This is a genomic window from Burkholderia stabilis (assembly GCF_001742165.1).
Taxonomy (GTDB): Bacteria; Pseudomonadota; Gammaproteobacteria; order Burkholderiales; family Burkholderiaceae; genus Burkholderia; species Burkholderia stabilis.
Genome location: NZ_CP016444.1, coordinates 117448 through 144398, shown reverse-complemented (window position 1 = coordinate 144398; position 26951 = coordinate 117448). Strand labels below are relative to the sequence as shown.

At 65.2% G+C, this 26951-nt stretch carries 24 protein-coding genes; 15 read left to right on the top strand and 9 right to left on the bottom strand.

Annotated elements, in window-relative coordinates; translation table 11 throughout:
- The first annotated feature begins 168 nt into the window (after window positions 1-168).
- Complete coding sequence (gene uvrA / locus BBJ41_RS33275) at window positions 169-6072, top strand: excinuclease ABC subunit UvrA (protein ID WP_069750593.1); 5904 nt, start codon at window positions 169-171, stop codon at window positions 6070-6072.
- Window positions 6073-6148: 76 nt separating this feature from the next.
- On the opposite strand, the gene BBJ41_RS33270 is transcribed toward uvrA, so the two are convergent.
- Window positions 6149-6883 (bottom strand): ABC transporter substrate-binding protein, encoded by a 735-nt coding sequence (locus tag BBJ41_RS33270; protein ID WP_069750592.1) that lies wholly within the window; start codon window positions 6881-6883, stop codon window positions 6149-6151.
- Window positions 6884-7295: 412 nt separating this feature from the next.
- Here BBJ41_RS33270 and BBJ41_RS33265 point away from each other — a divergent pair, with 412 nt between their 5' ends.
- The 3 genes from BBJ41_RS33265 to BBJ41_RS33255 all read left to right on the top strand — a co-directional run bounded on the left by BBJ41_RS33265 (window position 7296) and on the right by BBJ41_RS33255 (window position 9787).
- Entirely contained in the window at window positions 7296-7955 is a 660-nt protein-coding gene (locus tag BBJ41_RS33265; RefSeq protein WP_069750591.1) for a hypothetical protein, read from the top strand.
- 125 nt (window positions 7956-8080) lie between these two features.
- Complete coding sequence (locus BBJ41_RS33260) at window positions 8081-8908, top strand: DUF7822 domain-containing protein (protein WP_069750590.1); 828 nt, start codon at window positions 8081-8083, stop codon at window positions 8906-8908.
- A gap of 135 nt (window positions 8909-9043) precedes the next feature.
- A complete protein-coding gene (locus BBJ41_RS33255) occupies window positions 9044-9787 on the top strand; it encodes a P-loop nucleotide/nucleoside kinase family protein (RefSeq protein WP_197680917.1) in 744 nt (247 codons plus the stop codon).
- 169 nt (window positions 9788-9956) lie between these two features.
- On the opposite strand, the gene BBJ41_RS33250 is transcribed toward BBJ41_RS33255, so the two are convergent.
- Complete coding sequence (locus tag BBJ41_RS33250) at window positions 9957-10637, bottom strand: SMI1/KNR4 family protein (protein WP_069750589.1); 681 nt, start codon at window positions 10635-10637, stop codon at window positions 9957-9959.
- Between the two features lie 568 nt (window positions 10638-11205).
- Here BBJ41_RS33250 and BBJ41_RS33245 point away from each other — a divergent pair.
- Window positions 11206-12147: an alpha/beta hydrolase family protein gene (locus BBJ41_RS33245; protein WP_069750588.1), complete on the top strand. Its 942-nt coding sequence runs from the start codon at window positions 11206-11208 to the stop codon at window positions 12145-12147.
- 137 nt (window positions 12148-12284) lie between these two features.
- Here BBJ41_RS33245 and BBJ41_RS33240 read toward each other — a convergent pair whose 3' ends face one another.
- From BBJ41_RS33240 to BBJ41_RS33230, 3 genes are all read right to left on the bottom strand, one after another.
- Entirely contained in the window at window positions 12285-12845 is a 561-nt protein-coding gene (locus BBJ41_RS33240; RefSeq protein ID WP_167362255.1) for a fasciclin domain-containing protein, read from the bottom strand.
- Window positions 12846-12997: 152 nt separating this feature from the next.
- On the bottom strand, window positions 12998-13669 hold the full coding sequence (locus BBJ41_RS33235; RefSeq protein WP_335651086.1) for an anti-sigma factor: 672 nt from the start codon (window positions 13667-13669) through the stop codon (window positions 12998-13000).
- A gap of 47 nt (window positions 13670-13716) precedes the next feature.
- Window positions 13717-14316 carry a sigma-70 family RNA polymerase sigma factor gene (locus BBJ41_RS33230; protein WP_083282090.1) on the bottom strand — a complete coding sequence of 200 codons (600 nt, stop codon included), beginning with the start codon at window positions 14314-14316 and terminating at the stop codon, window positions 13717-13719.
- A 566-nt stretch (window positions 14317-14882) separates the two neighbouring features.
- Here BBJ41_RS33230 and BBJ41_RS39945 point away from each other — a divergent pair.
- Entirely contained in the window at window positions 14883-15095 is a 213-nt protein-coding gene (locus tag BBJ41_RS39945) for a DUF1059 domain-containing protein (protein ID WP_048247441.1), read from the top strand.
- Between the two features lie 243 nt (window positions 15096-15338).
- Complete coding sequence (locus BBJ41_RS33225; protein ID WP_069750585.1) at window positions 15339-15623, top strand: hypothetical protein; 285 nt, start codon at window positions 15339-15341, stop codon at window positions 15621-15623.
- 258 nt (window positions 15624-15881) lie between these two features.
- On the opposite strand, the gene pstS is transcribed toward BBJ41_RS33225, so the two are convergent.
- Complete coding sequence (gene pstS, locus BBJ41_RS33220; RefSeq protein WP_069750584.1) at window positions 15882-16907, bottom strand: phosphate ABC transporter substrate-binding protein PstS; 1026 nt, start codon at window positions 16905-16907, stop codon at window positions 15882-15884.
- A gap of 369 nt (window positions 16908-17276) precedes the next feature.
- Window positions 17277-17696 carry a hypothetical protein gene (locus tag BBJ41_RS41750; protein WP_236872194.1) on the bottom strand — a complete coding sequence of 140 codons (420 nt, stop codon included), beginning with the start codon at window positions 17694-17696 and terminating at the stop codon, window positions 17277-17279.
- Here BBJ41_RS41750 and BBJ41_RS33210 point away from each other — a divergent pair.
- Window positions 17695-18009, top strand: coding sequence for a hypothetical protein (locus BBJ41_RS33210; protein ID WP_069750583.1), 315 nt, complete (start codon window positions 17695-17697; stop codon window positions 18007-18009). The two genes, BBJ41_RS41750 and BBJ41_RS33210, sit on opposite strands and share 2 nt — an antisense overlap.
- A 209-nt stretch (window positions 18010-18218) precedes the next feature.
- Here the strand turns inward: BBJ41_RS33210 and BBJ41_RS33205 are convergent, their stop codons facing one another.
- A complete protein-coding gene (locus tag BBJ41_RS33205) occupies window positions 18219-18605 on the bottom strand; it encodes a MerR family transcriptional regulator (RefSeq protein WP_069750582.1) in 387 nt (128 codons plus the stop codon).
- Between the two features lie 86 nt (window positions 18606-18691).
- On the opposite strand from BBJ41_RS33205, the gene BBJ41_RS33200 reads away from it, so the two are divergent.
- The 4 genes from BBJ41_RS33200 (at window position 18692) to BBJ41_RS33185 (ending at window position 23609) form a co-directional block, all read left to right on the top strand.
- Entirely contained in the window at window positions 18692-19618 is a 927-nt protein-coding gene (locus BBJ41_RS33200) for an alpha/beta fold hydrolase (protein WP_069750581.1), read from the top strand.
- 196 nt (window positions 19619-19814) lie between these two features.
- Window positions 19815-21236 (top strand): response regulator c-di-GMP phosphodiesterase, NosR family, encoded by a 1422-nt coding sequence (gene nosR / locus BBJ41_RS33195; RefSeq protein ID WP_069750580.1) that lies wholly within the window; start codon window positions 19815-19817, stop codon window positions 21234-21236.
- An 84-nt stretch (window positions 21237-21320) separates the two neighbouring features.
- On the top strand, window positions 21321-23090 hold the full coding sequence (locus tag BBJ41_RS33190; RefSeq protein ID WP_069750579.1) for a histidine kinase: 1770 nt from the start codon (window positions 21321-21323) through the stop codon (window positions 23088-23090).
- Between the two features lie 69 nt (window positions 23091-23159).
- Complete coding sequence (locus tag BBJ41_RS33185; RefSeq protein WP_069751425.1) at window positions 23160-23609, top strand: GNAT family N-acetyltransferase; 450 nt, start codon at window positions 23160-23162, stop codon at window positions 23607-23609.
- A gap of 22 nt (window positions 23610-23631) precedes the next feature.
- Here the strand turns inward: BBJ41_RS33185 and BBJ41_RS41945 are convergent, their stop codons facing one another.
- The gene (locus tag BBJ41_RS41945; protein WP_083282089.1) at window positions 23632-24186 is read right to left on the bottom strand and encodes a cobaltochelatase CobT-related protein; all 555 of its coding nucleotides are present in this window, start codon (window positions 24184-24186) and stop codon (window positions 23632-23634) included.
- A 24-nt stretch (window positions 24187-24210) separates the two neighbouring features.
- Here BBJ41_RS41945 and BBJ41_RS33175 point away from each other — a divergent pair, with 24 nt between their 5' ends.
- Genes BBJ41_RS33175 through BBJ41_RS33165 form a run of 3 tightly spaced genes read left to right on the top strand, consistent with a single transcriptional unit; the run spans window position 24211 to window position 26842 of the window.
- The gene (locus tag BBJ41_RS33175) at window positions 24211-25173 is read left to right on the top strand and encodes a chromate resistance protein ChrB domain-containing protein (protein ID WP_069750577.1); all 963 of its coding nucleotides are present in this window, start codon (window positions 24211-24213) and stop codon (window positions 25171-25173) included.
- Between the two features lie 20 nt (window positions 25174-25193).
- Window positions 25194-26366 (top strand): chromate transporter, encoded by a 1173-nt coding sequence (locus BBJ41_RS33170; RefSeq protein ID WP_069750576.1) that lies wholly within the window; start codon window positions 25194-25196, stop codon window positions 26364-26366.
- 14 nt (window positions 26367-26380) lie between these two features.
- Window positions 26381-26842 (top strand): chromate resistance protein ChrB domain-containing protein, encoded by a 462-nt coding sequence (locus BBJ41_RS33165; RefSeq protein ID WP_069751424.1) that lies wholly within the window; start codon window positions 26381-26383, stop codon window positions 26840-26842.
- Window positions 26843-26951: the final 109 nt, after the last annotated feature.

Genomic DNA, 26951 nt, shown 5'->3' with positions numbered 1-26951 from the left:
AAGCCCGCAGGGTCGTCATGGAAAACTGTATGAATATACAGTATAGTAGCCGTCGAAATCGAGCCGCACAGGTGCACCCCTTGCGGCCCGTGCGCCGCGCCTGCGGGCATCCGCCGCAGCGTTCCGGCACCGTGAATTCCGGCTAACTCATTCAGACGGGCAGGCAAATTGTCATCCAGCAATCTGATCCGCATTCGCGGAGCACGTCAGCACAACCTCAAGAACCTCGATCTCGACCTGCGCACCGGCGAAATGACGGTCGTGACCGGCCCGTCGGGCTCCGGCAAGTCGAGCCTCGTGTTCGACACGCTGTACGCGGAAGGCCAGCGGCGTTATGTCGAAACCTTCAGCGCATACGCGCGGCAGTTCCTCGACCGGATGGACCGCCCGCAGGTCGAGCGCGTCGACGGCGTGCCGCCCGCGATCGCGATCGACCAGACCAACCCGGTACGCAGTTCGCGCTCGACCGTCGGCACGATGACCGAGCTGAACGACCACCTGAAGCTGCTGTACGCGCGCGCGGCCGAGCTGTTCGACCGCAAGACCGCGCGGCGGGTGCGGCACGACACGCCGGAGACGATCTACGCGGATCTCGTCGCGCGCACGCAGGCGGACGATCCGCGCGTGGTCGTCACCTTCCCGGTCGAGCTGCCGGAAACCGCGTCCGACGACGAAGTCGCGCAGTGGCTGTCGGCGAGCGGCTACACGCGCGTGCAGGCGCAGCGCGAAGTCGCGTCGCCCACCGGGCCGCGCAAGGTGCTCGACGTGGTGGCCGATCGCTTCCGCGTGCAGCAGGCCGACAAGGTGCGCGTCGTCGAGGCGATCGAGGCGTCGCTGAAGCGCGGCGGCGGGCGTGTGAACGTGTACGTGCTGGCGCCGGAGCCGGAAGCGGCGGGCGGCGCGGCCGCCGAGCCGCAGGTGTGGCGCTTTTCCACCGGGCTTCATGATCCCGACAGCGACCTGCGTTACGCGGAGCCGCAGGCGGCGCTGTTCTCGTTCAACTCGGCCTACGGCGCGTGCGAAACCTGCCGCGGCTTCGGCCGCGTGATCGGCGTCGATCTCGGCCTCGTGATCCCCGATGCGCGCAAGACGCTGCGCGGCGGCGCGATCAAGCCGATGCAGACGCCCGCGTGGAAGGAGTGCCAGGACGATCTGATGCGCTACGCGGCGAAGGCGGGTATCCGCCGCGACGTGCCGTGGGCCGATCTGTCGGATACCGAGCGCGACTGGGTCGTCAACGGCTCGCCGGACTGGGACGGCAAGTGGCAGAGCCAGTGGTACGGCGTGAAGCGCTTCTTCGGCTACCTCGAATCGAAAGCGTACAAGATGCATATCCGCGTGCTGCTGTCGAAATACCGCAGCTACACGCCGTGCGACGTGTGCGGCGGCGCGCGCCTGAAGACGGAATCGCTGCAATGGCGGCTCGGCTCGAAGGAGAACGCCGACGCGGTGCTCGCGCCGGCCGGTCGTTTCCTGCCGCGCGGCGTCGACTGGACCCGCGCGCAGCTCGAAGCGCTGCCGGGCCTGACCGTGCACGACCTGATGCTGTTGCCGATCGAGCGCATCCGCCGCTTCTTCGACGGCGTCAGCCTGCCGAGCGCGCTGCTCGACGATGCGCTGAAGCTGCTGCTCGCCGAGGTGCGCACGCGCCTGAAATACCTGTGCGACGTGGGGCTCGGCTACCTGACGCTCGACCGGCAGAGCCGCACGCTGTCGGGCGGCGAGGTGCAGCGGATCAACCTGACGACGGCGCTCGGCACGTCGCTCACGAAAACGCTGTTCGTGCTCGACGAGCCGAGCATCGGGCTGCATCCGCGCGATCTCACGCGGATCGTCGAGGCGATGCAGCGGCTGCGCGACGCGGGCAATACGCTGGTGGTCGTCGAGCACGATCCGTCGGTGATGCTCGCGGCCGACCGGCTGATCGACATGGGGCCCGGCCCCGGCGAGCGCGGCGGCACGATCGTCTATGACGGCACGCCGGGCGACATCCGTTCCGCGCACACGCTGACGGGCGAGTATCTCGGCGGCCGCAAGCATGTCGCGCACGCGTCGAACTGGGCGCGCCGGCCGGTCGACGCGCACACGCCGCGCATCGTGCTCGAAGGCGCGAGCGAACACAACCTGCGCGACGTGACGGTCGACATTCCGCTGCAGCGGCTCGTGTGCGTGACGGGCGTGTCGGGTTCCGGCAAATCCACGCTGCTGCAGGACGTGCTCTATCCGGCGATGGCGCGGCATCACGGCAAGGCGACGGAATCGCCGGGCGCATTCCGCAATCTCGCGGGCGCCGACCAGGTGGGCGACGTCGTGTTTGTCGACCAGTCGCCGATCGGCAAGACCACGCGCTCGAACCCGGCGAGCTACGTCGGCGCGTTCGACGAAATCCGCAAGCTGTTCGCGAAGGCGCCGCTCGCGCTGCAGCGCGGCTATGGCGCCGGCACGTTCAGCTTCAACTCGGGCGATGGCCGTTGCCCGACCTGCGGCGGCTCGGGCTTCGAGCACATCGAGATGCAGTTCCTGAGCGACGTCTACCTGCGCTGCCCGGATTGCGACGGCAGCCGTTACCGCGCCGAAATTCTCGAAGTGCGCATCGAGCGCGACGGCCGCGCGCTGAACATCGCCGACGTGCTCGATCTGACCGTCAGCGAAGCGGCCGCGTTTTTCGCGACCGACGCCGAGGTGCTGCGCGTGCTGCAGCCGATCGTCGACGTCGGGCTCGAATACGTGAAGCTCGGCCAGCCGGTGCCGACGCTGTCGGGCGGTGAAGCGCAGCGCCTGAAGCTGGCCGGCTTCCTCGCCGAATCGGCGGCGGCCGTCAACGGGCGGCGGGTCGTCACGGAAGAGGCGCGCGTCGCGCGCGCGAAGTTGTTCATGTTCGACGAGCCGACCACCGGGCTGCACTTCGACGACATCGCGAAGCTGATGCAGGCGTTCGGCAAGCTGCTCGCGGCCGGCCATTCGCTGATCGTGATCGAACACAACCTCGACGTGATCCGCGCGGCCGACTGGCTGATCGATCTCGGCCCGGAAGGCGGCGATGGCGGCGGCCTCGTGCTGTGCGCGGGTACGCCCGACGACGTGAAGGCGTGCGCCGAATCGCATACGGGCGTGGCGCTGCTGCAGTACGACCGCGCGATGGATGGCGAAGCGGCGCTCGCCGACGAAGGCGTGCCGCTCCAGTCCGTGCTGAACGCGGCGCGCGAACGGCGCGCGATCGAAGGCGAGGACGTCGTGCGGATCGTCAACGCGCGCGAACACAACCTGAAGGCGCTCGACGTCGACATCCCGCACGGCAAGTTCAACGTGATTACCGGCGTGTCGGGATCCGGCAAGTCGACGCTCGCGTTCGACATCCTGTTCCACGAAGGCCAGCGTCGTTACCTCGAATCGCTGAATGCGTATGCGCGCTCGATCGTGCAGCCGGCCGGGCGCCCGGAAGTCGACGCGGTGTACGGCATTCCGCCGACTGTCGCGATCGAGCAGCGGCTGTCGCGGGGCGGCCGCAAGAGTACGGTCGCGACCACATCGGAAGTGTGGCACTTCCTGCGGCTGCTGTACGTGAAGCTCGGCCTGCAGCACTGCATCCACGACGGCACGCCGGTCACGTCGCAATCCGTCGAATCGATCGCCGCGCAGTTGCTGCGCGATCATCGCGGCGAGCACGTCGGGCTGCTCGCGCCGCTCGTCGTCAACCGCAAGGGCGTGTATACGGATCTCGCGAAGTGGGCGAAGGCGCGCGGCAGCACGCATCTGCGCGTCGACGGCGAATTCGTGCCGGTCGATCCGTGGCCGAAGCTCGACCGGTTCCGCGAGCACACGATCGAGCTGCCGGTCGCCGATATCGTCGTGTCGCCGGACAACGAGGCCGAGTTGCGGCGCCGCCTCGACGAGACGCTCGAAGTCGGCAAGGGTGTGATGCATCTGCTCGCGCCGCTCGACGGGCTGCACGATGCGATGCGCAACGATCATTCGACCGCGCGCGTCGGCACGGTCAAGGTGCTGTCGGTCAAGCGCGCGTGCCCGGTGTGCGGCACGAGCTACCCGGAGCTGGACCCGCGGATGTTCTCGTACAACAGCAAGCACGGCTGGTGCACGACCTGCGTCGGCACCGGCGTCACGCTCACGCGTGAGCAGCGCGCGGCCTACGACGACACGGTGCTCGCCGGGGACGATCGCGGCCGCGAGCAGACGCTGCCGTCGGACGAGCAGGAACCGGAAGGCGTCGGCAACGAGCCGTGCCCGGATTGCAACGGCACGCGGCTGAACCCGTCCGCGCGCGCGGTCACGTTCGACGCGCATCCGATTGTCGAGGTCGCGCAGTGGACGGTGTCGGACACGCGCCGCTGGATCGACGGGCTGCAGCTCACCGGGCGCGATGCGCAGATCGCGCGCGACATCGTCAGCGAGATCGGCAGCCGCCTCGCGTTTCTCGAGGAAGTGGGGCTCGGTTACCTGAGCCTCGATCGCGCGGCGCCGAGCCTGTCGGGCGGCGAAGCGCAGCGCATCCGGCTCGCCGCGCAGCTCGGCAGCAACCTGCAGGGCGTCTGCTACGTGCTCGACGAACCGACGATCGGCCTGCATCCGCGCGACAACCAGATCCTGCTGGACGCGCTGCGCAAGCTCGGCGACAAGGGCAATACGCTCGTCGTCGTCGAGCATGACGAGGACACGATCCGCCGCGCCGATCACATCATCGACATCGGCCCGGGTGCCGGCAAACGCGGCGGCACCCTGGTTGCGCAGGGCGCGGTCGCCGATTTGTCCGCGCAGGCCGGTTCGGTGACGGGGCGGCTGCTCGCGCAGCCGATGACGCACCCGCTGCAGCCGCGCCGCACCGTGAGCCTGCCGAGCAAGAAGGGCGGACCTGCGGTGCCGGAGGCGTGGCTGACCGTGCATGGCGCAAGACTGCACAACCTGCGCGACGTCACGGTCGGCATTCCGCTCGCGCGGCTCGTCGCGGTGACGGGCGTGAGCGGGTCGGGCAAGTCGACGCTCGCGCGTGACGTGCTGATGACGAACCTGCTCGATGCGGTCGGCCGCTCGGTGCTGTCGTCGCCGGCCACGCGGCGTGCGCGCAAGGCCGCGCAGCAGGATGCGCCGGCGGCCAACCGCCGCTCGAGCGTGCTCGCGCGCAGTGCGCCGCGCCCGGCGCTGAGCGTCACGCATGCGTGGCAGGGCTGCGAGTCGTTGAGCGGCTGGGAGCAGATCGATCGTGTGCTCGAAGTCGATCAGACGCCAATCGGCAAGACGCCGCGCTCGTGCCCGGCCACCTACATCGGCGTGTGGGACACGATCCGCAAGCTGTTCGCGGATACGCTGGAAGCGCGCGCGCGCGGCTACACGGCGTCGCGTTTCTCGTTCAATACCGGCGACGGGCGATGCCCGGCTTGCGAAGGGCAAGGCGTGCGCACGATCGGCATGAGCTTCCTGCCCGACGTGAAGGTGCCGTGCGACGTGTGCCACGGGCAGCGCTTCAACCCGGAGACACTCGCGGTCACGTGGCGCGGCCGGAACATCGGCGACGTGCTGACGATGGAGATCGACGAGGCGGTGGAGTTTTTTGCGCCGATCTCGAACATCGCGCATCCGCTTCAACTGATGAAGGATGTCGGCCTCGGCTATCTGACGCTCGGTCAGCCGTCGCCGACGCTGTCCGGCGGCGAGGCGCAGCGCATCAAGCTCGTCACCGAGCTGACGAAGGTGCGCGACGACATCACGCGGCGCGGCCAGAAGGCGCCGCACACGCTGTACGTGCTCGACGAACCGACGGTCGGCCTGCACATGGCGGACGTTGCGAAGCTGATCCGCGTGCTGCACCGGCTCGTCGACGCGGGGCACAGCGTCGTCGTGATCGAGCATGACCTCGACGTGATCGCGGAAGCCGACTGGATCATCGATCTCGGGCCGGAAGGCGGTGTGGGCGGCGGCACGATCGTCGCGGCGGCGCCGCCGGAAGCGCTCGTGCAGGTGAGCGCGAGCCACACCGGGCAGGCGCTCAGGCCGGTGCTCGCGCGTACGGTTTCGGATGAGGGTGAATCCGAGCGTGAGGGAGAAGCGCGCGTCGGTTGACGGCGATGCTTCGAAGGAACGGCCCCGGCGTTGCTCGAGATGCCGGGGCTGTTTTACATCGTCATGCGGTTTCCAATCAGGCCGGGGGCGCGACGGACGCACCGGTGATGCCATGCCGGCGCAGCGAATCCGCGACGAAGCCGGATGCCTTCATTTCCTCGACGAATGCGTTCAATGCCGCCGCGGCCGCTTCGCCGCGGCTCTTCGGCACGCCCATCGCCTGCCGGATCACCATGAACCGCTCGTCGAGCAAGCGCAGGCCTGCCGTTTTTGCCGCATCGGTTTCGAGTTGCTGCTTCACGCCGGCCGCCACTTCCAGCTGCTGTTCGACGAACGTCTGCACGACGGCCTGCGACGTCGGCGCACGCACGATCTGCGCGGCCTTCAGTTCGCGCGTGAGGAACAGGTCGTACGCGCTGCCCTTGCCGACGGTCACGCGGTTGTGCGGCTGGTCGACATCCGCGTTCGTGCGGATCGGCGAATCGTCGCGCACGAGATAGAAGCCCTCGATCAGCACGTACGGCGCCGTGAACGCGACCGTTTCGCCACGCAGCGGATCGACCGCGAAGAAGCCGAAATCGGCGCGCTCTTCGGTCAGCGCCTGCACCGATTTTCCGGCGGCGTCGAACACGACGAGTTCCAGCTCCGCCGACAGGCGTTCCGCGAACGCGCGCGCTAGGTCGATCGACACGCCGAACGGTTCGCCGGTCGCCGGATCGCGGTTCGCGAGGATCGGGTTGCCGAGATTGATCGATGCGCGCAGCTTGCCGGTCGGGGTGAAGGCCGGGAGGACGGAGGCGGTAAGGGACATGACGGGGCTCGTTCGGTCGTATGGGCGGTCGGGGTGGGTGCGCGAGTGTGCAGCGGTTTCGAGCTTATCACTCGCTGAAGATCCGGCGGCGCGCATGCTTGTCATGCCGCGCTGCGCGCGGGACGGATAGTCGGGACGGGTTCCCCTCCCGGAGTGTTTCCGCCATTCCGTCGGCTGGATCTGTCATTTGCCAACGCCGGCATGGCCGATCTGCGCTGACCGGGGAAACGCAGGACGGACCGGCGACCTCAGGCCACGGACAGTCGTTCGACATCGGAGCCTGAATCGCCGACAATCCGTCCGGAAAACCTCCTCACGACAGTACGTCGTCCATGACCTGACCGTCATTGACAATGACGCGCGCGGGCTTACGTTACCGTGGACGGACGCGCGCGCCGCCGGGGCAAATGACATGAACGTCTCGACCAGAAACCTGAATGCGCTTCCCGACGTTGCCGGACTGATGCGCCTGACGCAATCGCTGGCAATCCTCGATGCCGTTTTGTCGCCGGAATGGGAATACCGGTACTACTCGTTCAACCAGGCATGGGCGGACGGGGAAATGATGGCGTCGATGCGCAATGGCGCGGGCGATCAATGGTTCGCGATATTTTCTGCGGCGGGCGCGGCACTCCATGGCGTCCTGCGTGAGGCGCCGATGTTCCGGCCGGGGAAGCCCTGGCCCGCCATCTTCAGCGGTCTGCCCGAGGTGTTTCACGCGAGCCTGTTGCATGAACCGGCGTTTACCACGCACGACAGTACATTCTGTATCTGGCGTCTTGCCCATGAAGCACGCTGGTCGTGCGGGCCGATTGAATTTCCCGATGCGGGAGACCCGGATGGCTCTGCCCGATTGCTCGGCATTCTGTCCGCACGACCCGAGCAGTACGTCGAATTCGCCGCCGATTATTACGAGCGTGAGCTCGATCCGGGTGACGTCGCGGCGGTATATCGTCACGAACCGCTTACCGCGGCGCTCGTCCGGCGACTCAATCCCGAACTCGATTTCGAGTCCCTCGCGGATGATCTCGCAGAGATTGGCTATCCGAAATCGGGCGAGGATGGCCGCTAGCGCCTCTGGCCGCTGGAGTCCGCCGGATTTCGCGTGAGGCGGCCATCGGGATACAGCATCGAGTCGTTCGCCGCAGTGGGTGCATCACCGCGCCAGGAAACCTTCTCGTCAACTTGGGAGCCTGCATGGCCAACCGGTCTTATCTCTACAGCCTGAGCAACCGGCCGACGTCGTACGAAGATCGTCCGCAGACCATCTCCGGCCTGTCCGAATGGGCCTATGACGTGCCCTTCATGTACCGGTTGCTCATGTCGGGCGACCCGCAGCTGTGCGCGTCGCTCGTCTCGGATGGCCTGGACGACTCGAAGATGCCGCTGTATGCCGTCAGCAGCCCGTTCGATCCCGGATTCGCGCGTGTCAGGCGTTTCGTGGCGATCGTCAGGGTGCTGATCTCGGGGCACGCCGCGCAAAAACCTGCCGCGACGGCAGCCGAAGCCCCCGAACCGACACTGATCGACCGGATGCGGCGTTGGGCAGGGCTGGCGTCCGCTTCGCCGGCGCCCAAACCCGCACCTGAGCTGACGCCGGCGGCGGCACCTGCCGCCGTCGACCATTTGCCGGGCTGGCTGGACGAGACCCTCGCATTTCTCGAACAGCATCGCGACCCGTACCTGCTGCTCGAAACCATCGAGCTCGATGTCATGTCCGAGAGCGACGCAGACGCGCTGCGTGTGCTCGTCGAAGCCGAGATCGACCGCTGCCGTCGCGTGGGCGCTGCCGTCGACGCGTTGCCGAACGACCCTACGGAGGCGGCGCGCGTCCTGCAACGCGCGGCGGCCGAACGGGGTGGCGCGCCGCTCGACGCGTTTTTCGGCCTGCGTTTCGACGACCACTGCGACAGCACGCGTACGCGTGCGACCGAATATCCGCTGGGCCTAGAATGGAGCGAGACGTTGTACTTCACGCTGTTCAATCGCGATCAATTCGAGGCTCGCCGGAAAGAGCCGGATTGATGCCGACGGTAAAGAGCGAGTCGGTTGGTTGTGACTGACCAAGGCATGGCTTCGATGCTTTGACTCGCGCACCACGTTGTTTGGCGGAAAAGTATCTGATGAAGCGAGGCGCTGAAAAAATCCTGGCGGAACTGCGTGCCGCTGGAGGTGTTTTGGCGCGTAGTCGACGACGTGTGCCGGGACGGGGAACTGAGCCGTTTTGATACAAGAACGGCGCTTTTACGGATAGCCGCGCAGTCCTGCTGTTGTAATCGGACAGAAGCGGGTCAACCGGCGATTGGATTTCCCCGACGGCGTATTTCATCGCGTAAGATCCTTACGCCAAATAAATCAACAACAACATTGGGGGAAATCAAGTTGACGGCAGCAATACATATTGTTTTTGGTCCGCAAGGTGCGGGTAAATCTTCTTACGCACGTACACTCGCGACAGAAATCGGCGGCACGCGTTTCTCGATCGACGAATGGATGGCGCAGCTGTACGGCCCGGACTTTCCGAATCCGATCAATTTGACCTGGATCGTGGAACGGGTGCAGCGCTGCGAGCGGCAAATCTGGCATACCGCCGAACAGATCGCGAAGAACGGTGGAAGTGTCGTGCTCGATCTCGGTTTCATGAAGGAGAGAAATCGTTCGGCGTTTGCTGAGCAAGCCAGAAGCGCAGGCTTGCCGAGCCGTCTTCACTATGTCACTGCGCCGCGCGACATACGCCGGAGTCGTGTCATGGAAAGAAATGCCGAAAAAGGCGAAACGTTTTCATTCGAAGTTACGCCTGCCATGTTTGATTTCATGGAAGCGGAATTCGAAGGCGCCACGAGTCTCGAACTTGCATCGGCCACCGTGTTCAACTCGGATGTCCCGGTCGCATCGTCGCGGTGACCGGCCTCGACGAGCGGTTCGTCGTCCTGCCTGCTGCCCTCGAGCGGCAGGCAGGGCCGCCCGAGTTGAAACCGTCGCAGCATGCCTGAATGTCCGGATTCGGCCGCAAACGCAAACGACACGTGCCGAGTCATTTACGCGTGACCACACGCGCGTTTGACGAAGGCATTCAGTCCTGACCGCACTCCCAGCGCGGCACGATCTCGAACGGCGGGTCCTGCGGTACTGGAAGCACGCCCAGCGCGGTCTGGGCGACTGCGTCCGGAACCCTCCCGTCACCCTCCGCGTCCGCCCCGGACAGCACCCACTGCCGGATGTGTTCCAGCTGGGCCTGCATCGGCTGCGGCAGCATCGGGGCGAGTGCCCGGATGTTCGCATCCACACATTGCACCGCCTCGGCCATACTCAAGCCGTCGTCGGTCAGATGCGAGACATCGGACGCGCTATCGATCAACGCGCTGAAAACAAAGGCATCGAACGACGCGGCGTCGATCCTGCTGGCGTCGCGGTCATGCCAGACCAGCGCCACGCCCGTTTCTCCGCTGGCCAGAGGCGTCAGGCAATAAAGATCGCCAGCCCCGGTCTGTGCGAACGGCAGAAAACGGCGACCGTGCTGAAAGCCCGGATTGAGCCACTCGTCGATGTTTTCTTGCGCGTCGGCCGCGTCGATCCACTCAAAGTCGTACACGCATGAAAGCACCGGTCGTGCCGCCAGGGTATGGGACTTCCAATCGGCGGCCCATGCTTTGACGTCGGGTCCGTAGTCGGCCAGACCTGCGTCAATCAGTTGCTTCAACAGGGGAGGCAAGGCGATGTCGCTGATTAGCGCCAATTCTGAATACGTCGTCATCTCTTGTCGCAGGAAATGAAACCGGACGGGCCGGAAATCGGTTCATCTTCAAATTTCAGCAGCGCCAGGCTGGCGCTGCGACAGGAAAGCGCACGACGTGGTGATGGGTGCTTCGCCCGGATCAGCCAGATGTGCGGTCTCGAAGCAATGTACCGTATCCCGTCGGCATTTTGCCCGCGACCCGTCACAAGTGCGGCTGGATGTTCATGATGGTTCGAGATGGCCAGACGCTTTCCGGTGCCGCCGCCGCCCCGGCCGAGTCGAAGCGTTGCCTGACCACGGGCGTCACGCCGCGGGCAACCCGGAGGCACAGGCGCAAGCGCCTGCGGAAGCCGCGTTCAAATGGACGCAACGCAGCGCACGACGGTACGCGACCGGTTCGAGACGTTCGACACGGTCGCCCGGATCGCCGACAATTTGTGCCGAAGTCGGCATCCCCGGGCAAGACGATGACGACTTCACGCTGTCAGCCGACCGTATAAAGCAGCGGACCCGACGCCTTCATGGCGATGGCGCACGCACGTCGACGAGGCGACAGTCCTCGCGAGCATGACTTCGGAGATCCCCCATGGGCACCACCGTTCGTCGAAAACAGAGGGTCGTCCACCTGCGCCGGTTGCTGACGATCGGCGCGGTGATCGCATCGTTGAGCGGATGCGCGATGACCGCGAGCCAGGATGAGCCGCTTGCCGCCGACCTCCACGAAACCGTCGTCAAGATCCCGGTCGACGCCGGGCAGTACGGGCGCGACATCGTGGCGACCACCTATATGCCGGACGGTCCCGGGCCCTTTCCGTTGATCGTCCTGAGTCACGGCAGTCCGCCTGATCCTCGTGACCGTCCGAAGGTGGGACGCTATCGGCATCTTGCGCAGATCCGGACGTTCGTCCAGCTGGGGTTTGCCGTCATCGTGCCGATCCGGCGTGGCTACGGAGCGACCGGCGGTACCGACGAGGAGGACGCGGGTTCCTGCCGGCATCCCGATTACCCGAATGCGGGCCGGCAGGCGGCGCGGGATGTGCTCGCGGCCGTCAGATATGCGCGGACATTGCCGCAGGTGGACCGGGACCACGTCGTTCTGGTCGGGCAATCCGCGGGGGGATTCGCGTCCCTGGCTGCCGCGAGCTATGCGCCGGATGGGCTGGTCGCGGTCGTCAACTTTTCCGGCGGGCGGGGCGGGAATCCGGCGACGCATCCGGGCATGCCGTGCGATCCGCAGCAGATGGCCGACACGATTGCGCGATTCGCGGCGACGACGCATGTTCCGGTGCTCTGGCATTACGTTCAAAACGACCAATACTTTGCGCCGGAAGTCGTGGCGACCTGGTTTGCCGCGTTTCAGGCCGCAGGCGGCAAGGGGCAAATGATCGTCGAGCCGCCCTTCGGCAAGAACGGTCACGGCATGTTCGCCGTCAAGGAAGCCATACCCATCTGGTTGCCGCACTTCGAGCAATTCCTGGGTCCGCTCGTATCGATGAAGCAGACAGATTCGATTCAACGCCCGATGTGATGCAGGAACAGGGGCGCCGTCGCGGCTTGATCGCCGGATAGCGTGTTGCGACGGCTTGTATCGGGAACGGTGCGCCATGCGGAAGAACGGGCCGGCTTCGTCCGAATGGCGTCCCGCTCCCGAGCCGTGCTCGAGTGTCAGGGCAACAGCACGGTGTCGACGACGTGAATCACGCCATTGGATTGCATCACGTCGCCGATCGTCACGTGTGCGACGTCGCCCTTGTCGTCGGTGATGGCCCACCCCTTTGTATCGCGGCTGACGATCAGCGGATCGCCTTCGACGGTTTTGAGCGTCGCCTTGCCGCCGCCCTGGTCGACCGCCTTGGCCAGATCGTGCGCGGTGAGCCGTCCGGCGACGACGTGATACGTGAGCACCTTGACCAGCGTCGCCTTGTTTTCCGGCTTCAGCAAGGTCTGCACCGTGCCGGCCGGCAACGCGGCAAATGCCTCGTTGGTCGGTGCGAAGACCGTGAACGGCCCCTTGCCCGACAAGGTGTCGACGAGCCCCCCGGCCTTCACGGCCGCGACCAGCGTCGTGTGATCGTTCGAATTCACCGCGTTCTCGATGATGTTCTTCGACGGATACATCGCGGCGCCGCCGACCTCGACGGTTTTGTCCATGGACATCGAACCCGCCGTTACGGCCTGCGTGGTGGCGCCCAGCGCGATCGCGAGGGTGAGGATCGTGCCGGCCATTTTCAGTTTGCTGCAGGATTCCATCTGGGTTCTCCCGAAAGATCGATGCTTCCGGCTGGAAGCAACCGAAGATACGAGATGAACCGGGCGGCGGATGCATGTGTGACTGCCGCACACCCCGCCGTGATGGACGGACGCCCCGCGGGGCCGGCTCATGCGCCGCCGACGGCGCCTTTCGCCAGCACCGGCCCGGTCGGCTGCCCGGTCGGCGATCCGCCGCGCGGTTCGAGCGACACCGCCAGTACCGCGCGGGCGTCAAGCGAGACGAGCGTCGTTCGCGGGATCGGCACGACGGTCGGCCGATCCGCGGCGATCAGGCCGAGAGAGGCGGGGCGTGCGCCCGGCGCGATCAGCCACAGCTCGGTGGAACGATTGGCCGCGACGGGCGTATCGGCTGCCGGCACGATGACCATGCGCGCGCGCTCGACATCGACGATCACGGTCCAGCCGGCGGCGCCGCCATCGCGCACGAGGCTCGCCACCTTGTAGCCATCGTGACCGGGCTCGGCGATGGTGGGCGCGCGGATCGGCAGCACGGACAGGACGGCGAGCGCGACGGCTGCGATGCTCGACCCGATGCCGATCCAGCGCCAGCCGCTCAGGTTGTTCCAGAAACCGGTGCGCGGCCGCGGCCGGCTGGCGGGCGCGAATCCGAGGTCGGCCTGGATGCGTGTCCACACGTGCGGTGGAGGCTCGACCGAGGCGATGTCGTCGTTCAGCGGCATCAAGTATTTTTGCCAGCGTAAAACGCTCGCGGACAGTTGGGGATCGCGTTGCAGCGCTTGCTCGATCCGTCTGCGCTCGGCCGCGTCGAGTACGCCCAATACGTATTCGGCGCAACGGATATCGTCGGGGCTGGAGAGGGGAGTGTTCATCGTTCGAGACAAGCCTTGAGTTGAAGCAAGCTTCGCCGAATCCAGCTCTTCAACGTTCCGAGCGGAACGCGAAGGCGCTCCGCCAGTTCCGCATACGTTGCGCCTGCAAAGAATGCCTCCCGTACGACGCTACCCTGCGTCGCCGGCAATATTTCCAGACAGTGCTCCAGCCGCCGCCTTTCCTCGCTGGCCTCGGCCGCGGTGGCGGGCGATGGCCGTTCGTCGACCGCTTCTTCCAGTGTCGACTCGTCGGCCTGTACCTCGCGGTGACGCCGAAGGCGGTCGATCGCCCGATTGCGCGCGATGGCGCCGAGCCAGGTGATCGCGCTGGCCAATGACGGATCGAACGTTGCGGCCCGATGCCATACCGTCACATAGACTTCCTGCAAGACTTCCTCGGCTTCACCGCGATCGCGCAGCATCGTCAGGCACACCCCGAACAGTTTCGCGGAGGTGCGCCGGTAAAGGGTGCTGAATGCGCTTTGATCGCCGGCGCCCGCGCCGAGAAGCAGCTGGTTGAGCTCTTCACGCCGGCGGTTGTCGGATTCGCCGATCGGCCGATCACTATCGGACGCGAGGTTGCTTCTCTTTTGCACTGCATTCTCCGTCGTGTGGTCTGAAGAGTCCGGGGTGGCCGGTGATGCATTGCGAAACCGGTGCGAGAGCAAGGGTGGATAGCTGCATCGTATCCCGATCCTGTGCGCGCGGAGTCTGCCAATGCAGGTACGTTCCGGGTGCGTATCCGGATGCACTTGCGTTGAAAATTTTTTCGAGTGCGGGCGCTCAAGTGGCGAGGAGACGGGGGCGATGCAACGGCAGGGCGGGGTGATTAACCGGCGGCTTTCGACTTGCCATCCAGGCGTCGCTTCCGCCCGGACAAGGGCCTTTCGTGTGTGGATTGCTTCAGCCGTGTAGTCGGTCGTTAATTACATTCCTGTTTCATTCATGACCGCAGGCGGCACCTGCGGCACGTCGTGCGGGCGGCGCACGCGGCACGCCGCAAATTTCGATGCGTGACCGCGAATTCATTGCACGCCGCCTATACTTTCAAAATCATTTCGCTCGCGATAAGGAGGCGCAATCGTGCCCTATGTGCTTCGCGCGGCGTCCCGCGCGATCATTCACGCAAGACCCATGACTGCTGTCGTATGAAGAGGACATCATGACGCGCAAATACATCGATTGCCGGGAATTCCCGAGCGAAATGAATTGTTCCGTTGCGCTATCCGCGGATTCCGAAAACGAGTTGCTTGAGGCGGCCGTCCAGCATGCGGTCACGGTCCACAAGCATGCCGATTCACCGGAGTTGCGTTCGCAGCTGAAAACGCTATTTCATGACGGTACGCCACCCGTTGAAGCACCGCGCCACGCGTAACACTGGCGTGACGGATCGAGGAGCAGCGACCACCTCACGACGGCCATCTGCCAACAACGAATTTGCGTTGACCGTCGCTGCTCACCTTGTCGAAATCTTCTTCTGCGTGTGGTCCGGTGGGGCAGCTATGGAAGTTCGGTTATCGGGCGAATACCTCGCTGCCCGGCCGAACTCGTACTTCCGCGTTCGGCCAATTTCGGACGTTCTGTCCATTTCCTCGATGTGTCGATCTGAGACTGCTACGTGAACGAATCGATCTACCGCATCATTTTCGGCGTTGGTGTGATCGCCTACTGCGTCGTGATGTCCGCAATCATGGCATTCCGTCCAGAGCGATTATTGGCCTTCTATTGCAGATCAAGAGCCTGGCGATGGTGGTACAAATTCATGCTCAACATGTCTGCAGAAGACATCGTGTCCGCCAAGATGGTTCGGCGATTCAGATTCCAAGGAGTGGTGGGGCTGGCGTTCTGTAGCGTCATTATTTTTGGTTTCCTGTTCCAGCAGCTGCGTGGCGCCGCTTACTAGCGAATTCATGAGCGCACCCCTTGGGATTGGGCGAGTGTCTCCGAATGGTTGCGGATGCAAGCCGTCGACAACGACCGATCCGGAATGCGTGAGCGTAGGTCTTGGCGTAGGCTTGCGCGCCAAGCTTTGTCAGCCAAGACGCAGGTACTGTCGCATCATTGGCGTGACCAATAACGAACATCGGAGAAGAATTTTTGAAGGGGCGCGTCCGCTTCGCCAAGCGACATATGCGTCCGATATCGCGTCCCCTCGGCGCATTCAATCCACCAGCGCCTTACCCGAAACATCCTTGATTTTCGCCTTCCATTGCTTGCGGATCTCGGCCACGACCGGATCCGGCAGAGAGATGTAATCGAGATCCGTCGCAGCCTGATTGCCGTTGCGGAATGCCCAGTCGAAGAACTTCAGCGTTTCCTTGCCCTGTTCCGGTTTCTCCTGCTTCGCGTGCAGCAGCACGAACGTCGCGCCGACGACCGGCCATGCTTCCTTGCCCGGCTGGTTCGTCAGGATCTGGTAGAACGACTTCGACCAGTTCGCGCCTGCAGCAGCGGCCTTGAACGTTTCCGTTTTCGGCTCGACCACCGTGCCCGTCGAATTCTTCAGCGCGGTGTAGACCATGTTGTTCTTCTTCGCGTACGCCCACTCGACGTAGCCGATCGCGCCCGGCAGACGCTGCACGAACGCCGCGACGCCGTCGTTGCCCTTGCCGCCCGTGCCTGTCGGCCAGTTGACCGTCGTGCCTTCGCCGATCTTCGATTTCCACTCGCCGTTGACCTTCGACAGGTAGTTCGTCCAGATGAAGCTCGTGCCCGAACCGTCCGCGCGGCGCACCACGGCGACGTCCGTATCCGGCAGCTTGACCTTCGGGTTCAGCGCGGCGATCGCCGGGTCGTTCCACTTCTTGATCTTGCCGAGGTAGAGGTCGCCGAGCACCGGGCCCGACAGCGTCAGTTCACCGGCCTTCACGCCCGGCACGTTGACGACCGGCACCACGCCGCCGACCACCGTCGGGAACTGGAACAGGCCTTGCTTCGTGAGCTCGTCATCCTTCAGCGGCGCGTCCGAACCGGCAAAATCGATCGTGTTCGCGACGATCTGCTTCAGGCCGCCCGATGAACCGATGCCTTGATAGTTGACCCTGCCGCCGCCCGCCTTCTTGTACGTATCTGCCCATTTTGTGTAAATCGGCGCGGCAAACGTGCTGCCTGCGCCAGTGATGTCGGCAGCTCGAGCGGCGACGGCAACAAGGGCCAGCGCGCAGGGAACCAGGATCCGGACGTTCATGCAACACCTCCTGTCTTCTGTCGGCATGCTGGTCTACACGCTAATGCCGGCTTGTGACTGTTTCGCGACTTGCGGCGCGTTGTGTCGCCTGCCGCTGCCCGCACGGCGACACCCGGCGGACAGCCCGGAACGGGCAGCCACGATCGTCGGTTCAGGCAATAGGCAACAAGCAAGCATCAACGAGACGCGCACACGCCGGCCTCGAGCCGGAGGTCCGGTTTGTCGAACTCGACGTGCCGGCCGTCGTCCCGCAACGTATGGCGGTTATCGCGACGGTGATCTTCAGGCGCTTTCGCGTCGAAGGGTGATACGAGTATTGCATCCGGGCGCGAAAACTCAAGGAGCGCGCCATTGCCCGATACGCCGGGTTCAGTGCCCGTCACTGGCGACGATGGAAGCCAACGCCCGGTCGCCGTCGCGTTGGGCCGTGTCTTCAGCGGAAAAGATGTGCTCGCTGTATGCGATCAGTTTGAAGCCGGAACCGATGGCGCGAGGAATCGTGATGCCCCAATGCCAGCCACCGTCCTGCTCGAATACATGGAGGGCAGGCGGTGCCTGGCTCAGTAGGGATGAAGAAGTCGTCATTGCGTGCTCTCCCGTCATGGGGCGACTGCGAGCGACTGCATCGAAGCCGCGAACCCAGTCTACGGACAGTTTTGTTGCGCCGCAATATTTCGGTGGCGGTAAAAATACCGAATCCCCGAACGTCACAATTTTGAAATAGCAATATGCGCCGCGAGCGCTTGCTGGCATATTGATGTGACGATTGTGATTCTTCGGAGGCGTCATGGGAAGCGGTTCGCTTGTGTGGGCAGGAGTGCCGCATAACAGTGATGGCGTGGTCTTTCAGGTTCGCGTGGGGCGTGGGCTTCAGCGTTTTCATATTGCGCGGACGGTGCTCGAGAAGGCGCTCGATCTCGAGCGATTGGCGTCCGATGCGCGACAGCTCGAGTGCTTTTATGAACACCTCGCTCCGATCCTGGGCGCCGCGCGGAAAACGCGCTCGAGCGCCAAGGCGGATACGGTTCCGCTGAAAACTTCCGATTTCGCCCGGACGGGCGCGACGCGAGCCGGGCAAGGTTCCTGGGCGGCGATACGATGAGGGCCGCAGGGAGGTCGACGCGCCTCGAGGCCTGAGGGCCGGGCGCGATATGGCCGTTCGTGACACGCATCGGCTTCCGGCCGGTGCGCCCGGCCAGCCGTGACACGACGCGTTGCGGGTAGACGGTAGCAAATGGATCCGGCGCTGAATGCGCCGGCCCCGGGAATCGATACGTGCGGGCTGTTTCGGCCACCCGAGGGCCGCCGCGCTTATTCGACCGGTGGAATCGCGCCTTCCGACAAGGTCTTCACGAGCCGCTTGCGGCGCCGTTCGAGATCCGCGATCTGGCGATCGATGGCTTCGAGGCGCTGCCGCTGGACATCGCTGATCTGGTCGCACGAACGGGCGCCTTCGATGAGCAGCATGCAGTCCGGGAAGCGCCGGATGTCTTCAATGGTGAAACCGGTCGCGATCATGCGCTGGATCTGCCCGACCTGCGTCACCGCCTTGTCGGGGAACATCCGGTAGCCATTGCATGCACGCACCGAGGCGAGCAATCCATGTTCGTCGTAGTGCCGGATCGACCGCACGCTTGCGCCGGTGCGCCGCGAAACTTCGCCGATCGTCAGCAGTTCCTGGGAAGGCGTCTTGTTCATGAAATGCAGGCTAGCACAAACCGCTTGACCCTGACATCAGTGTCAGGGTTGACGCTATCGGGACTGTTCACTTCGAGGAGTTCCCGATGCAAACCCGAAAGCTTGGTCGTCTGCTGCCTGCCCTGGTCCTGTTCGCGACGCTCTGGGTGTCGCCCCCCGATGCGATGGCCGCCTCCGCAAACTATACGGTGACGTCGAGAGATGGCGTCAGGCTTGCGGTGCAGGAAAGCGGCAACCCCGACGGCCCGCCGATCATTTTCATCCACGGCCTGCTCGGCAGCCGCCTCAACTGGGACGCGCAGGTGCAAAGCCCCGAACTGCGCCGGTACCGGATCATTACGTACGATCTGCGCGGACACGGCCTGTCGGATAAACCGTCCGGCGCCGGGCCGTATCAAGACGGGCGCCGTTGGGCCGACGATCTCGAAGCAGTCATCGACGGCTCGCATGCGACACGCCCGGTCGTGGTCGGCTGGTCGCTCGGCGGGGCGGTGATATCGAACTACCTCGCGACGTACGGCGATCGCCGTCTCGCCGGCGCCGTGTACGTCGACGGCGTGGTCGAACTGGCGCCCGGTCAGATCGTCGACCATCCGGACGTCTATCGGGACATGAATTCACCGGACCTGAAGACGCATCTCGACGGCGAGCGTACGTTCGTCGGGCTGTGTTTCAACCGTCGTCCGGATGCCGACATCGTCAGCCGGCTGCTCGCCAACGCCGCGATGGCATCGTGGGACATGCAGAAGGCGATTCCGACGATGAGCGTGTCCGCGGCCGAGGGGCTCGGCAACGCGCATGTGCCGCTGCTGTTCATCTACGGCGGCCGCGATGCGCTGGTCGACACGCCCGCGACGCTCGCCCGCGCGACCGCGTTGAATCCGGGCATCGTGAGCAAGGTCTACGGCGACGCAGGTCATGCGCCGTTCATGGAGGAGTCCGATCGTTTCAACCGCGATCTGGCCGGGTTCGTCAGGCTGGCGTCCGGGAAACGACGCGGCTTGGCTCAGTGAGGTCGTCATTGCTTCGGAGAATGAACGATTGCGTTCTTCCCGGCGCTGGCCGGGAGGAGATCGATTCTCGAACGGCCGGCGATGAATCCAGGCTGCGATAAACACGAACGCATTAGCGTTTCCCCCAATATGGAAACTGCCGCGCACGCCGATGTTGCAGAGAGAAAGGGTGTGAATCATTGATCCGAGGCCGATTATGACGACATCTGCAACAAACGGACTGGACGCGGCATCGCCTGAAATACCCGAGACACCCGAGGCGGCAGCGGCATCCGACGACGCGTGTCGTGCCCTGTCGATCCTGCTGGTCGACGACGAGCCGGGCGTGTTGTCGGCGCTCAAGCGCGTATTCCGGCCCGCGCGCTACGACATCCTGACGGCCGACAGCGGCGAGGCCGCGCTCGCGATACTGGCGTCGACCGAAGTCGAACTGATCGTGTCCGACATGCGGATGCCGCACATGAGCGGCGCGGAATTCCTGGCCCGCGCACGGGCGCTGTATCCGGACACGATGCGCATTCTGCTGACCGGTTATGCGGAGATCGCGTCGATCGTGCAGGCCGTCAACGAAGGCGGCGTGTATCGCTACCTGAACAAGCCGTGGGACGATCACGACCTGCTGCTGACCATCGAGCAGGCGCTGGAGCAGCGGCGCCTGCGCCGCGAAGCGGCCCGGCTGGCCGCGCTGACGGAGGCGCAGAACGATGCGCTGCGCCGTTTCAACACCGAACTCGAAACGCAGGTGCGCGCGCGCACCGAGGAACTCGGCCAGACCGTGATGTTCCTCGAAGCGGCGCAACGCGACCTCAAAAGCAGCTTCACCGCGATGGTCCAGGTCTGCGCGAGCATGATCGAGCTGCGGTGCGGCACCGCGAGCGGGCACGCGATGCGCGTCGGCGAGATTGCGCGCCGGCTCGCGCTGGCATCGGAGATGAGCGAACTGCACGCGCAGGATGTCTATTTCGCGGGGCTGCTGCACGGCATCGGCAAGCTGTCGCTGCCGGACGAATTGCTGCACAAGCCGCTCACGCGGATGACGACCGACGAGCACCGCCTGTTCCAGGAGCATCCGCTGCGCGCGCAGATGGTGCTGACGCCCGTCGCGCAATTGCACAAGGTCGCGTCGATGGTGCTTCACCAGTACGAGCGCTTCAACGGACGCGGCACGCCCGACGGGCTGGCCGGCGACACGATCCCGCTCGGCTCGCGGATCGTGGCGATCGTGCGCGATTTCGAAGGGCTGCGCAACGGCGAAATCGGCGCGCCGCATTCGGTCGAACAGGCGCTCGATGCGTTGCGCTCGCAGGCCGGCGTGCGCTACGACCCGCAACTCGTCGACCGCTTCATCGAGCTGATGCGGGACCCGGCGAGTCTCGGCATCGCGGCGTCCGTCGCGGAGATCAAGTCCGCGCAACTGCGCGAGGGCATGCAGCTCGCCGACGATCTGCGCACGCGTCGCGGCGTGCTGCTGATGACGAAGGGCAGCGTGATGTCGGCGCACCAGATCGAGCTCGTTCGCCGTTTCGAGACGCGCGAAGGAGCGCCGTTCGATATCCTCGTGCTGGCCGGCCCGGCCGCATCGGCGCAGGCGCGCAACGCGGGTGCGCCGCCCGGCTGACGCAGGACGCGCGGCCTGACGGCCGCGGCGCGCGATCGGCCGCGCGCCGCGGCAACGCCTTCACATCGATTCGGGCGCTCGATCATGCACGGCACCTACAACCTCCTGCTCGTCCTGCTGTCGCTCGTCATCGCGACGCTGGCTTCGTATACGACGCTCGACCTGGCTGCATTCATTTCGCTGCTCGACAAGCCGAAACTGAAGCGTGCGTGGCTGGCCGGCGGCGCGGCGGCGATGGGAACCGGGATCTGGTCGATGCATTTCGTCGGCATGCTCGCGTTTTCACTGCCGATCCCGCACGGCTATGCGTTGCCGGACACCGGCGCATCGCTCGCGATCGCCGTGCTCGTGTCGTATTTCGCGCTGAACGTCGTGACGCGCGCACGGCTGGGCTGGCGGCGGCTGTTCGCCGGCGGCGCGCTGATGGGCGGCGGGATTGCCGGCATGCACTACACGGGGATGGCCGCGATGCACATGCAGCCCGGCATTCGCTACGATCCCGCGCTGTTCTCGGCATCGATCGGCATCGCCGTGATCGCCTCGACCGCCGCACTGTGGATTGCGCAGGCGCTGCGCGCGCAGCAGGCGCGTCATGCGACCGTGCAGCGGGTCGGCGCGGCCGTCATCATGGGCATCGCGATTACCGGCATGCACTACACCGGGATGGCGGCCGCCCATTTCGCGCCGGACGCACGATGCGGCGCCGCGAACGGCATCGACGCGCCGTGGCTCGCGACAACCGTCGCGTTGTTTACGATGGCGACCCTGATCGTCACGCTGCTGCTGTGCCGTTTCGATGCGCGCACAACCTTTCTGCGCGGAATGACCGACACGCTGGAGCGCCTCGTGCGATTGCGGACCGAGGAACTCGAACGCGCGTTGCGCCGCTACGAGCAGACGACGGCGATGCTGCAGCGCACGCGCGAGAACATGGCGACCGAGATCGACGAGCGCAAGGCCGCGCAGGCGCGGCTCGAACAGGAGAAGGAAGAGCAGCGGCGCCTGCTGCATGCGCTCGAGGAAACCCATGTGCAGCTGCTTCAGTCGGAAAAGCTCGCGTCGATCGGCCAGCTCGCGGCGGGCGTCGCGCACGAGATCAACAATCCGATCGGCTTCGTCAGCGCGAACCTCAATACCCTGAAGGCCTGGGTGCGGACGCTGCTCGACGTGGTCGCGGCGCATGAGGCGGCGCTGCCGCGGCTCGACCCCGCCGCCCGCGACGCGTTGACGGCGATGAGCCGCGCCGCGGATCTGGACTACGTGCGCGGCGAGATCGCGACGCTGATCGACGAATCGATCGACGGCGCGGTGCGGGTGCGGCGCATCGTGCAGGACCTGCGCGATTTCTCGCGCCCGGGCAGCGACGAATGGAACGTCGTGGATCTCCATGAAGGCCTCGAAAGCACGCTCAACGTCGTGCACAACGAGCTCAAGTACAAGGCCGACATCGTGCGCGACTACGGCGACCTGCCGCACGTCGAATGCCTGCCGTCGCAGTTGAACCAGGTGTTCATGAACCTGCTGGTCAACGCGGCGCAGGCGATTCCCGAGCGCGGCGTCATCACGATCCGCACGTCGAGCGATGGCGAACAGGTGTCGATCGCAATCAGCGACACCGGCGCGGGGATGACGCCCGAGATCGTCCGGCGCATCTTCGATCCGTTCTTCACGACGAAGCCGGTCGGGCAGGGAACCGGGCTCGGCCTGTCGGTTTCGCACGGCATCGTCGAACGTCATCGCGGCGCAATCGACGTGACGAGCGCGCCCGGGCGCGGCACGACGTTCTGCGTTCGGCTGCCGATCCGGCAGCCAGGCGAACGCGCGAATGCCGAGGCGCTGGCGCAACGGGCATGACCACCGGCCGCTGTTCGCCGAGCTGCTATGCTCGATGCCTTCCTCGGGCGCGTCACAGCCGGCTTGGCAATGAACCTGACCTTCGTCCCCACCACGCAATCCGATGCCGAAGCACTGGTGGCCATCCGCATCGCCGCGATGCGCGACAGCCTCGAGCGCATCGGGCGTTTCGATCCGCAGCGCGCACGCGAGCGCTTCCTCGCGGCGTTCGACCCGGCGCTATGCCGTTTCATCGAGGCCGACGGCGTGCGCGCAGGCTTTTACGTGGTCCGGCCGAACGCGGATCACTGGCTGCTCGATCACCTGTACATCGTGCCCGCGCAGCAGGGAAAGGGCATTGGCGCGGCCGTGCTGCGCGGGATTTTCGCGCAGGCCGATGCGCAGCACATGCGCGTGCGCGTCGGTGCGTTGCGCGGCAGTGAATCGAACCGCTTCTACGAACGGCACGGCTTCGTGCGGACCGACGAAGCGGAATGGGACATCTATTACGTGCGCGAACCGCGCCCGGAAAAAACGTAAGCGCTGCGCAGGCGTTCAGCCATCAACGCCGATCCAGCAGCGTATCGCTCAACACGCTGAACGCTGCGCCCGGCAGCGCCTGCAGATGATCGACCACGCTGCTGACCGGATAGAACGATTCCACCGAATCGTCGAGAATCCCGACGCCGATCAGTTCGACGCGCTGCGCGCGCAGCGCATCGACGCGCGCACGCAGGTCGGTGCGCAGGATCGCCGGATTGCCGTCGCCGGTGGCCGGATAACCGTCCGACAGCACCATCAGGATCCTTCGGCGCTCACGCGTGGCCAGCAGTCGTTCGGCGGCCCAGCTCAAGGCCTCGCCGTCCGGATTCTCGTGGCCGCATTCGATGCACGCCAGGCCGCCGGGGTTATCCGAGTCGCAGCGCTTGTCGGCACGGGCGATTCCGGTTCGTACCTCCCGAAAAAACCGCTTCGGTGAGGCATGTTGCGCACATCCCGGGAAGCGCGCCGGCCGCCTGACTGCCGGCTGGCCGCGGCGCGGAGTAGGCCCGGGCAACGGTTGCGGCAGACGGTAGGTGCAGTGTCGTGTAGCAATCTCTACAAGCTTGCAGCACATATGACGGGAGCCTATGCTGCCGTCATGAATACGATCCCTCGCTCGTGGCTCCTGTTGATCGTCAGCCTGCCGACGGCCGGCGCGACCTTGCGCATGCGCATATGGCGTGCCGTCAAGGCGCTGGGGTGCGGCGCACTGCGGGACGGCGCCTACCTGTTGCCGGCACATGCCGAGCAGGCCGCGCAGTTGCGGGATCTGGCGGACGAGGCGCGTAACGGAGCAGGGCAAGCCTGGTTGCTGCAGGTTCGCGCGGAAGATTCGGCGGACGAGGATGCTTACCGGGCGCTGTTCGATCGCAGCGGCGACTACGCCGACTGGCTCGCCGAGCTTTCGGAAGACCGCAAGACACTGCCCGATCTCGCGGCGGCCGATCTCAATCGCCTGCAACGCCGCCACGCTCGCACGTATGAGGCCATTCGGCGCATCGATTTCTTTCCCGGCGAGGCCTCGCTGCGCGCGCATGCGCAATGGCGGGATTTCACCACGGCCCTCGAAGCGTTGCGATCACCCGGCGAGCCGCATGCGGCCGGAGGCGGCATTCCACGTCGCGACCGTGCCGGGTATCAAGGGAGGCTGTGGGCGACGCGCCGTCACCTTTGGGTGGATAGGGTCGCCAGCGCGTGGCTGATTCAACGCTTCATCGATCCGCATGCGCGCTTCGTGTGGCTGGAAAACCTCGCGGAATGTCCGGTCGACGCCCTTGGCTTCGATTTCGATGGCGCCACGTTCACGCATGTGGGCGATCGCGTTTCATTCGAGGTACTGATCGCGAGCTTCGGGCTGGATGACGATGAAGGGCTCGTGCGGCTGGGCACAATGGTGCATGCGCTGGACGTAGGCGGTGCGATCGTGCCGGAAGCCGTCGGATTCGAGGCCATTCTGGCGGGTGCACGAAAACGCGTGGCCGGCGACGACGCGTTGCTGACGGAGATCGGCACCGTACTCGATTCGTTGTACGCCCATTTTCGCGGCAATCGAAAGCCGTAACCCTGCTACTCGTGCGCATCATGAATACACGTCGCGACGGCCCGGCCTATACGCTGTGGCAACTGATCGGATACTTCGCGCGGCTCGGCACCACGGGCTTCGGCGGGCCGGTTGCGCTTGCCGGCTATATGCATCGAGACCTCGTGGACACCCGCAAATGGATCGCCGATGCGGACTACAAGGAAGGTCTCGCGCTCGCGCAGCTCGCGCCCGGGCCGCTGGCGGCACAATTGGCGATTTATCTCGGCTACGTGCATTACCGTATCGTCGGCGCCACGCTGGTCGGGATCGCTTTCGTGCTCCCGTCGTTTCTGATGGTCGTGCTGCTCGGTTATGCCTATACCCGATTCGGCGGGCTGACCTGGATGCAGTCGGTGTTCTACGGTGTCGGCGCGGCGGTGATCGGAATCATCGCGATCAGCGCGCGCAAGCTGACTGCAAAGAGCATCGGCAAGGACAAGCTGCTTTGGGCGATCTATCTGGGGCTGGTCGTCGTGACGGTCGTGACCGAATCGGAAGTGGCGTGGCTGTTCCTCGCGGCGGGCCTGCTCGTCTGGTTCCGGCGCTCGCCGTCGAAGTGGATACGCCAGCGGCGCGTCGATGCGGTCGTCGCCGTGCCCGTCTCTGCCACCAGCGCGTTGCTGGGCGTCGTCGATTGGCCGCAGCTGGCGCAACTTGCCGCCTTCTTTGCCAAGGCAGGGGCCTTCGTGTTCGGCTCCGGGCTCGCCATCGTGCCGTTCCTCTATGGCGGCGTGGTGACGGAGCATCAATGGCTCAGCGAGAAGCAGTTCGTCGATGCCGTGGCAGTCGCGATGATCACACCGGGGCCGGTCGTCATCACGGTGGGTTTCATCGGCTATCTGGTCGCGGGCCTGCCCGGTGCGTGCGTGGCGGCGGCCGGCACGTTCCTGCCGTGCTATCTGTTCACGGTGTTGCCGGCGCCGTATTTCAAGAAGTACGGCAAATTGCCGGCGATTCTGGCGTTTGTCGACGGCGTAACGGCGGCAGCCGTGGGCGCGATTACGGGCTCGGTGATCGTGCTGGCCCGGCGTTCGATCGTCGATGTGCCGACAGCATTGATCGCGCTCGCGACCATCGTGCTGCTGGTCAGGTTCAGGAAGCTGTCGGAGCCGGCGATCGTGGCCGGAGCCGCCGTGATTGGCCTGGTGGTGTATCCGCTGCTGCATCACTGACCGTGGAGGCTGTCATGCAATGGATTACGCGCGAACGTCCCAAGATCGACAGGGTGGCCTGTCCCTGGCTCATTGCTCGTTTTATCGACGAGACCCCCGACTTCCTCTACGTACCACCGGGGGATGTCCTGCGGATCGCCGGCGAGACCGGTGCGATTCCGTACGATATTCCGGGTGTGGAGTTGACCCATGTCGGGGAGCAATGCAGCTTCGATGCGTTTCTCGACAAATATGGCCTGGGCGACGATCTGGCCTTGCAGCAGATGGCGCGCATCGTTCGGGGTGCGGATACGTCGCGGCTCGACCTGACGCCGCAGTCGAGCGGGCTTTACGCGATTTCACTGGGTTTGTCGAAGGTGTTTGCCGACGATCACGACATGCTGGAATACGGCCTGGTGATGTACGACGCGCTCTACGCCTGGTGCAGGCATTGTCAGGCGGAAAGCCACACGTGGCCGCCAAAGATGTCGGGTTGACGGGCCGTTCGGTTTTTCGCCGGGGATGGCGGAGGACGACAGTGAATCGTGGGCGCGAGCGCGTGGATCCCGGCGCAGGCTCGAACGTCGCGCTCCCATTGCGCCCTTG

Coding starts and splice junctions, on each gene's coding strand:
- BBJ41_RS33270 (WP_069750592.1), bottom strand. CDS start 6,883: ATGTCCCTTACCGCCTCCGTCCTCCCGGCCTTCACCCCGACCGGCAAG.
- BBJ41_RS33265 (WP_069750591.1), top strand. CDS start 7,296: ATGAACGTCTCGACCAGAAACCTGAATGCGCTTCCCGACGTTGCCGGA.
- BBJ41_RS33260 (WP_069750590.1), top strand. CDS start 8,081: ATGGCCAACCGGTCTTATCTCTACAGCCTGAGCAACCGGCCGACGTCG.
- BBJ41_RS33250 (WP_069750589.1), bottom strand. CDS start 10,637: ATGACGACGTATTCAGAATTGGCGCTAATCAGCGACATCGCCTTGCCT.
- BBJ41_RS33245 (WP_069750588.1), top strand. CDS start 11,206: ATGGGCACCACCGTTCGTCGAAAACAGAGGGTCGTCCACCTGCGCCGG.
- BBJ41_RS33240 (WP_167362255.1), bottom strand. CDS start 12,845: ATGGCCGGCACGATCCTCACCCTCGCGATCGCGCTGGGCGCCACCACG.
- BBJ41_RS39945 (WP_048247441.1), top strand. CDS start 14,883: ATGACGCGCAAATACATCGATTGCCGGGAATTCCCGAGCGAAATGAAT.
- pstS (WP_069750584.1), bottom strand. CDS start 16,907: ATGAACGTCCGGATCCTGGTTCCCTGCGCGCTGGCCCTTGTTGCCGTC.
- BBJ41_RS33210 (WP_069750583.1), top strand. CDS start 17,695: ATGGGAAGCGGTTCGCTTGTGTGGGCAGGAGTGCCGCATAACAGTGAT.
- BBJ41_RS41750 (WP_236872194.1), bottom strand. CDS start 17,696: ATGACGCCTCCGAAGAATCACAATCGTCACATCAATATGCCAGCAAGC.
- BBJ41_RS33205 (WP_069750582.1), bottom strand. CDS start 18,605: ATGAACAAGACGCCTTCCCAGGAACTGCTGACGATCGGCGAAGTTTCG.
- BBJ41_RS33200 (WP_069750581.1), top strand. CDS start 18,692: ATGCAAACCCGAAAGCTTGGTCGTCTGCTGCCTGCCCTGGTCCTGTTC.
- nosR (WP_069750580.1), top strand. CDS start 19,815: ATGACGACATCTGCAACAAACGGACTGGACGCGGCATCGCCTGAAATA.
- BBJ41_RS33190 (WP_069750579.1), top strand. CDS start 21,321: ATGCACGGCACCTACAACCTCCTGCTCGTCCTGCTGTCGCTCGTCATC.
- BBJ41_RS33185 (WP_069751425.1), top strand. CDS start 23,160: ATGAACCTGACCTTCGTCCCCACCACGCAATCCGATGCCGAAGCACTG.
- BBJ41_RS41945 (WP_083282089.1), bottom strand. CDS start 24,186: ATGTGCTGCAAGCTTGTAGAGATTGCTACACGACACTGCACCTACCGT.
- BBJ41_RS33175 (WP_069750577.1), top strand. CDS start 24,211: ATGAATACGATCCCTCGCTCGTGGCTCCTGTTGATCGTCAGCCTGCCG.
- BBJ41_RS33170 (WP_069750576.1), top strand. CDS start 25,194: ATGAATACACGTCGCGACGGCCCGGCCTATACGCTGTGGCAACTGATC.
- BBJ41_RS33165 (WP_069751424.1), top strand. CDS start 26,381: ATGCAATGGATTACGCGCGAACGTCCCAAGATCGACAGGGTGGCCTGT.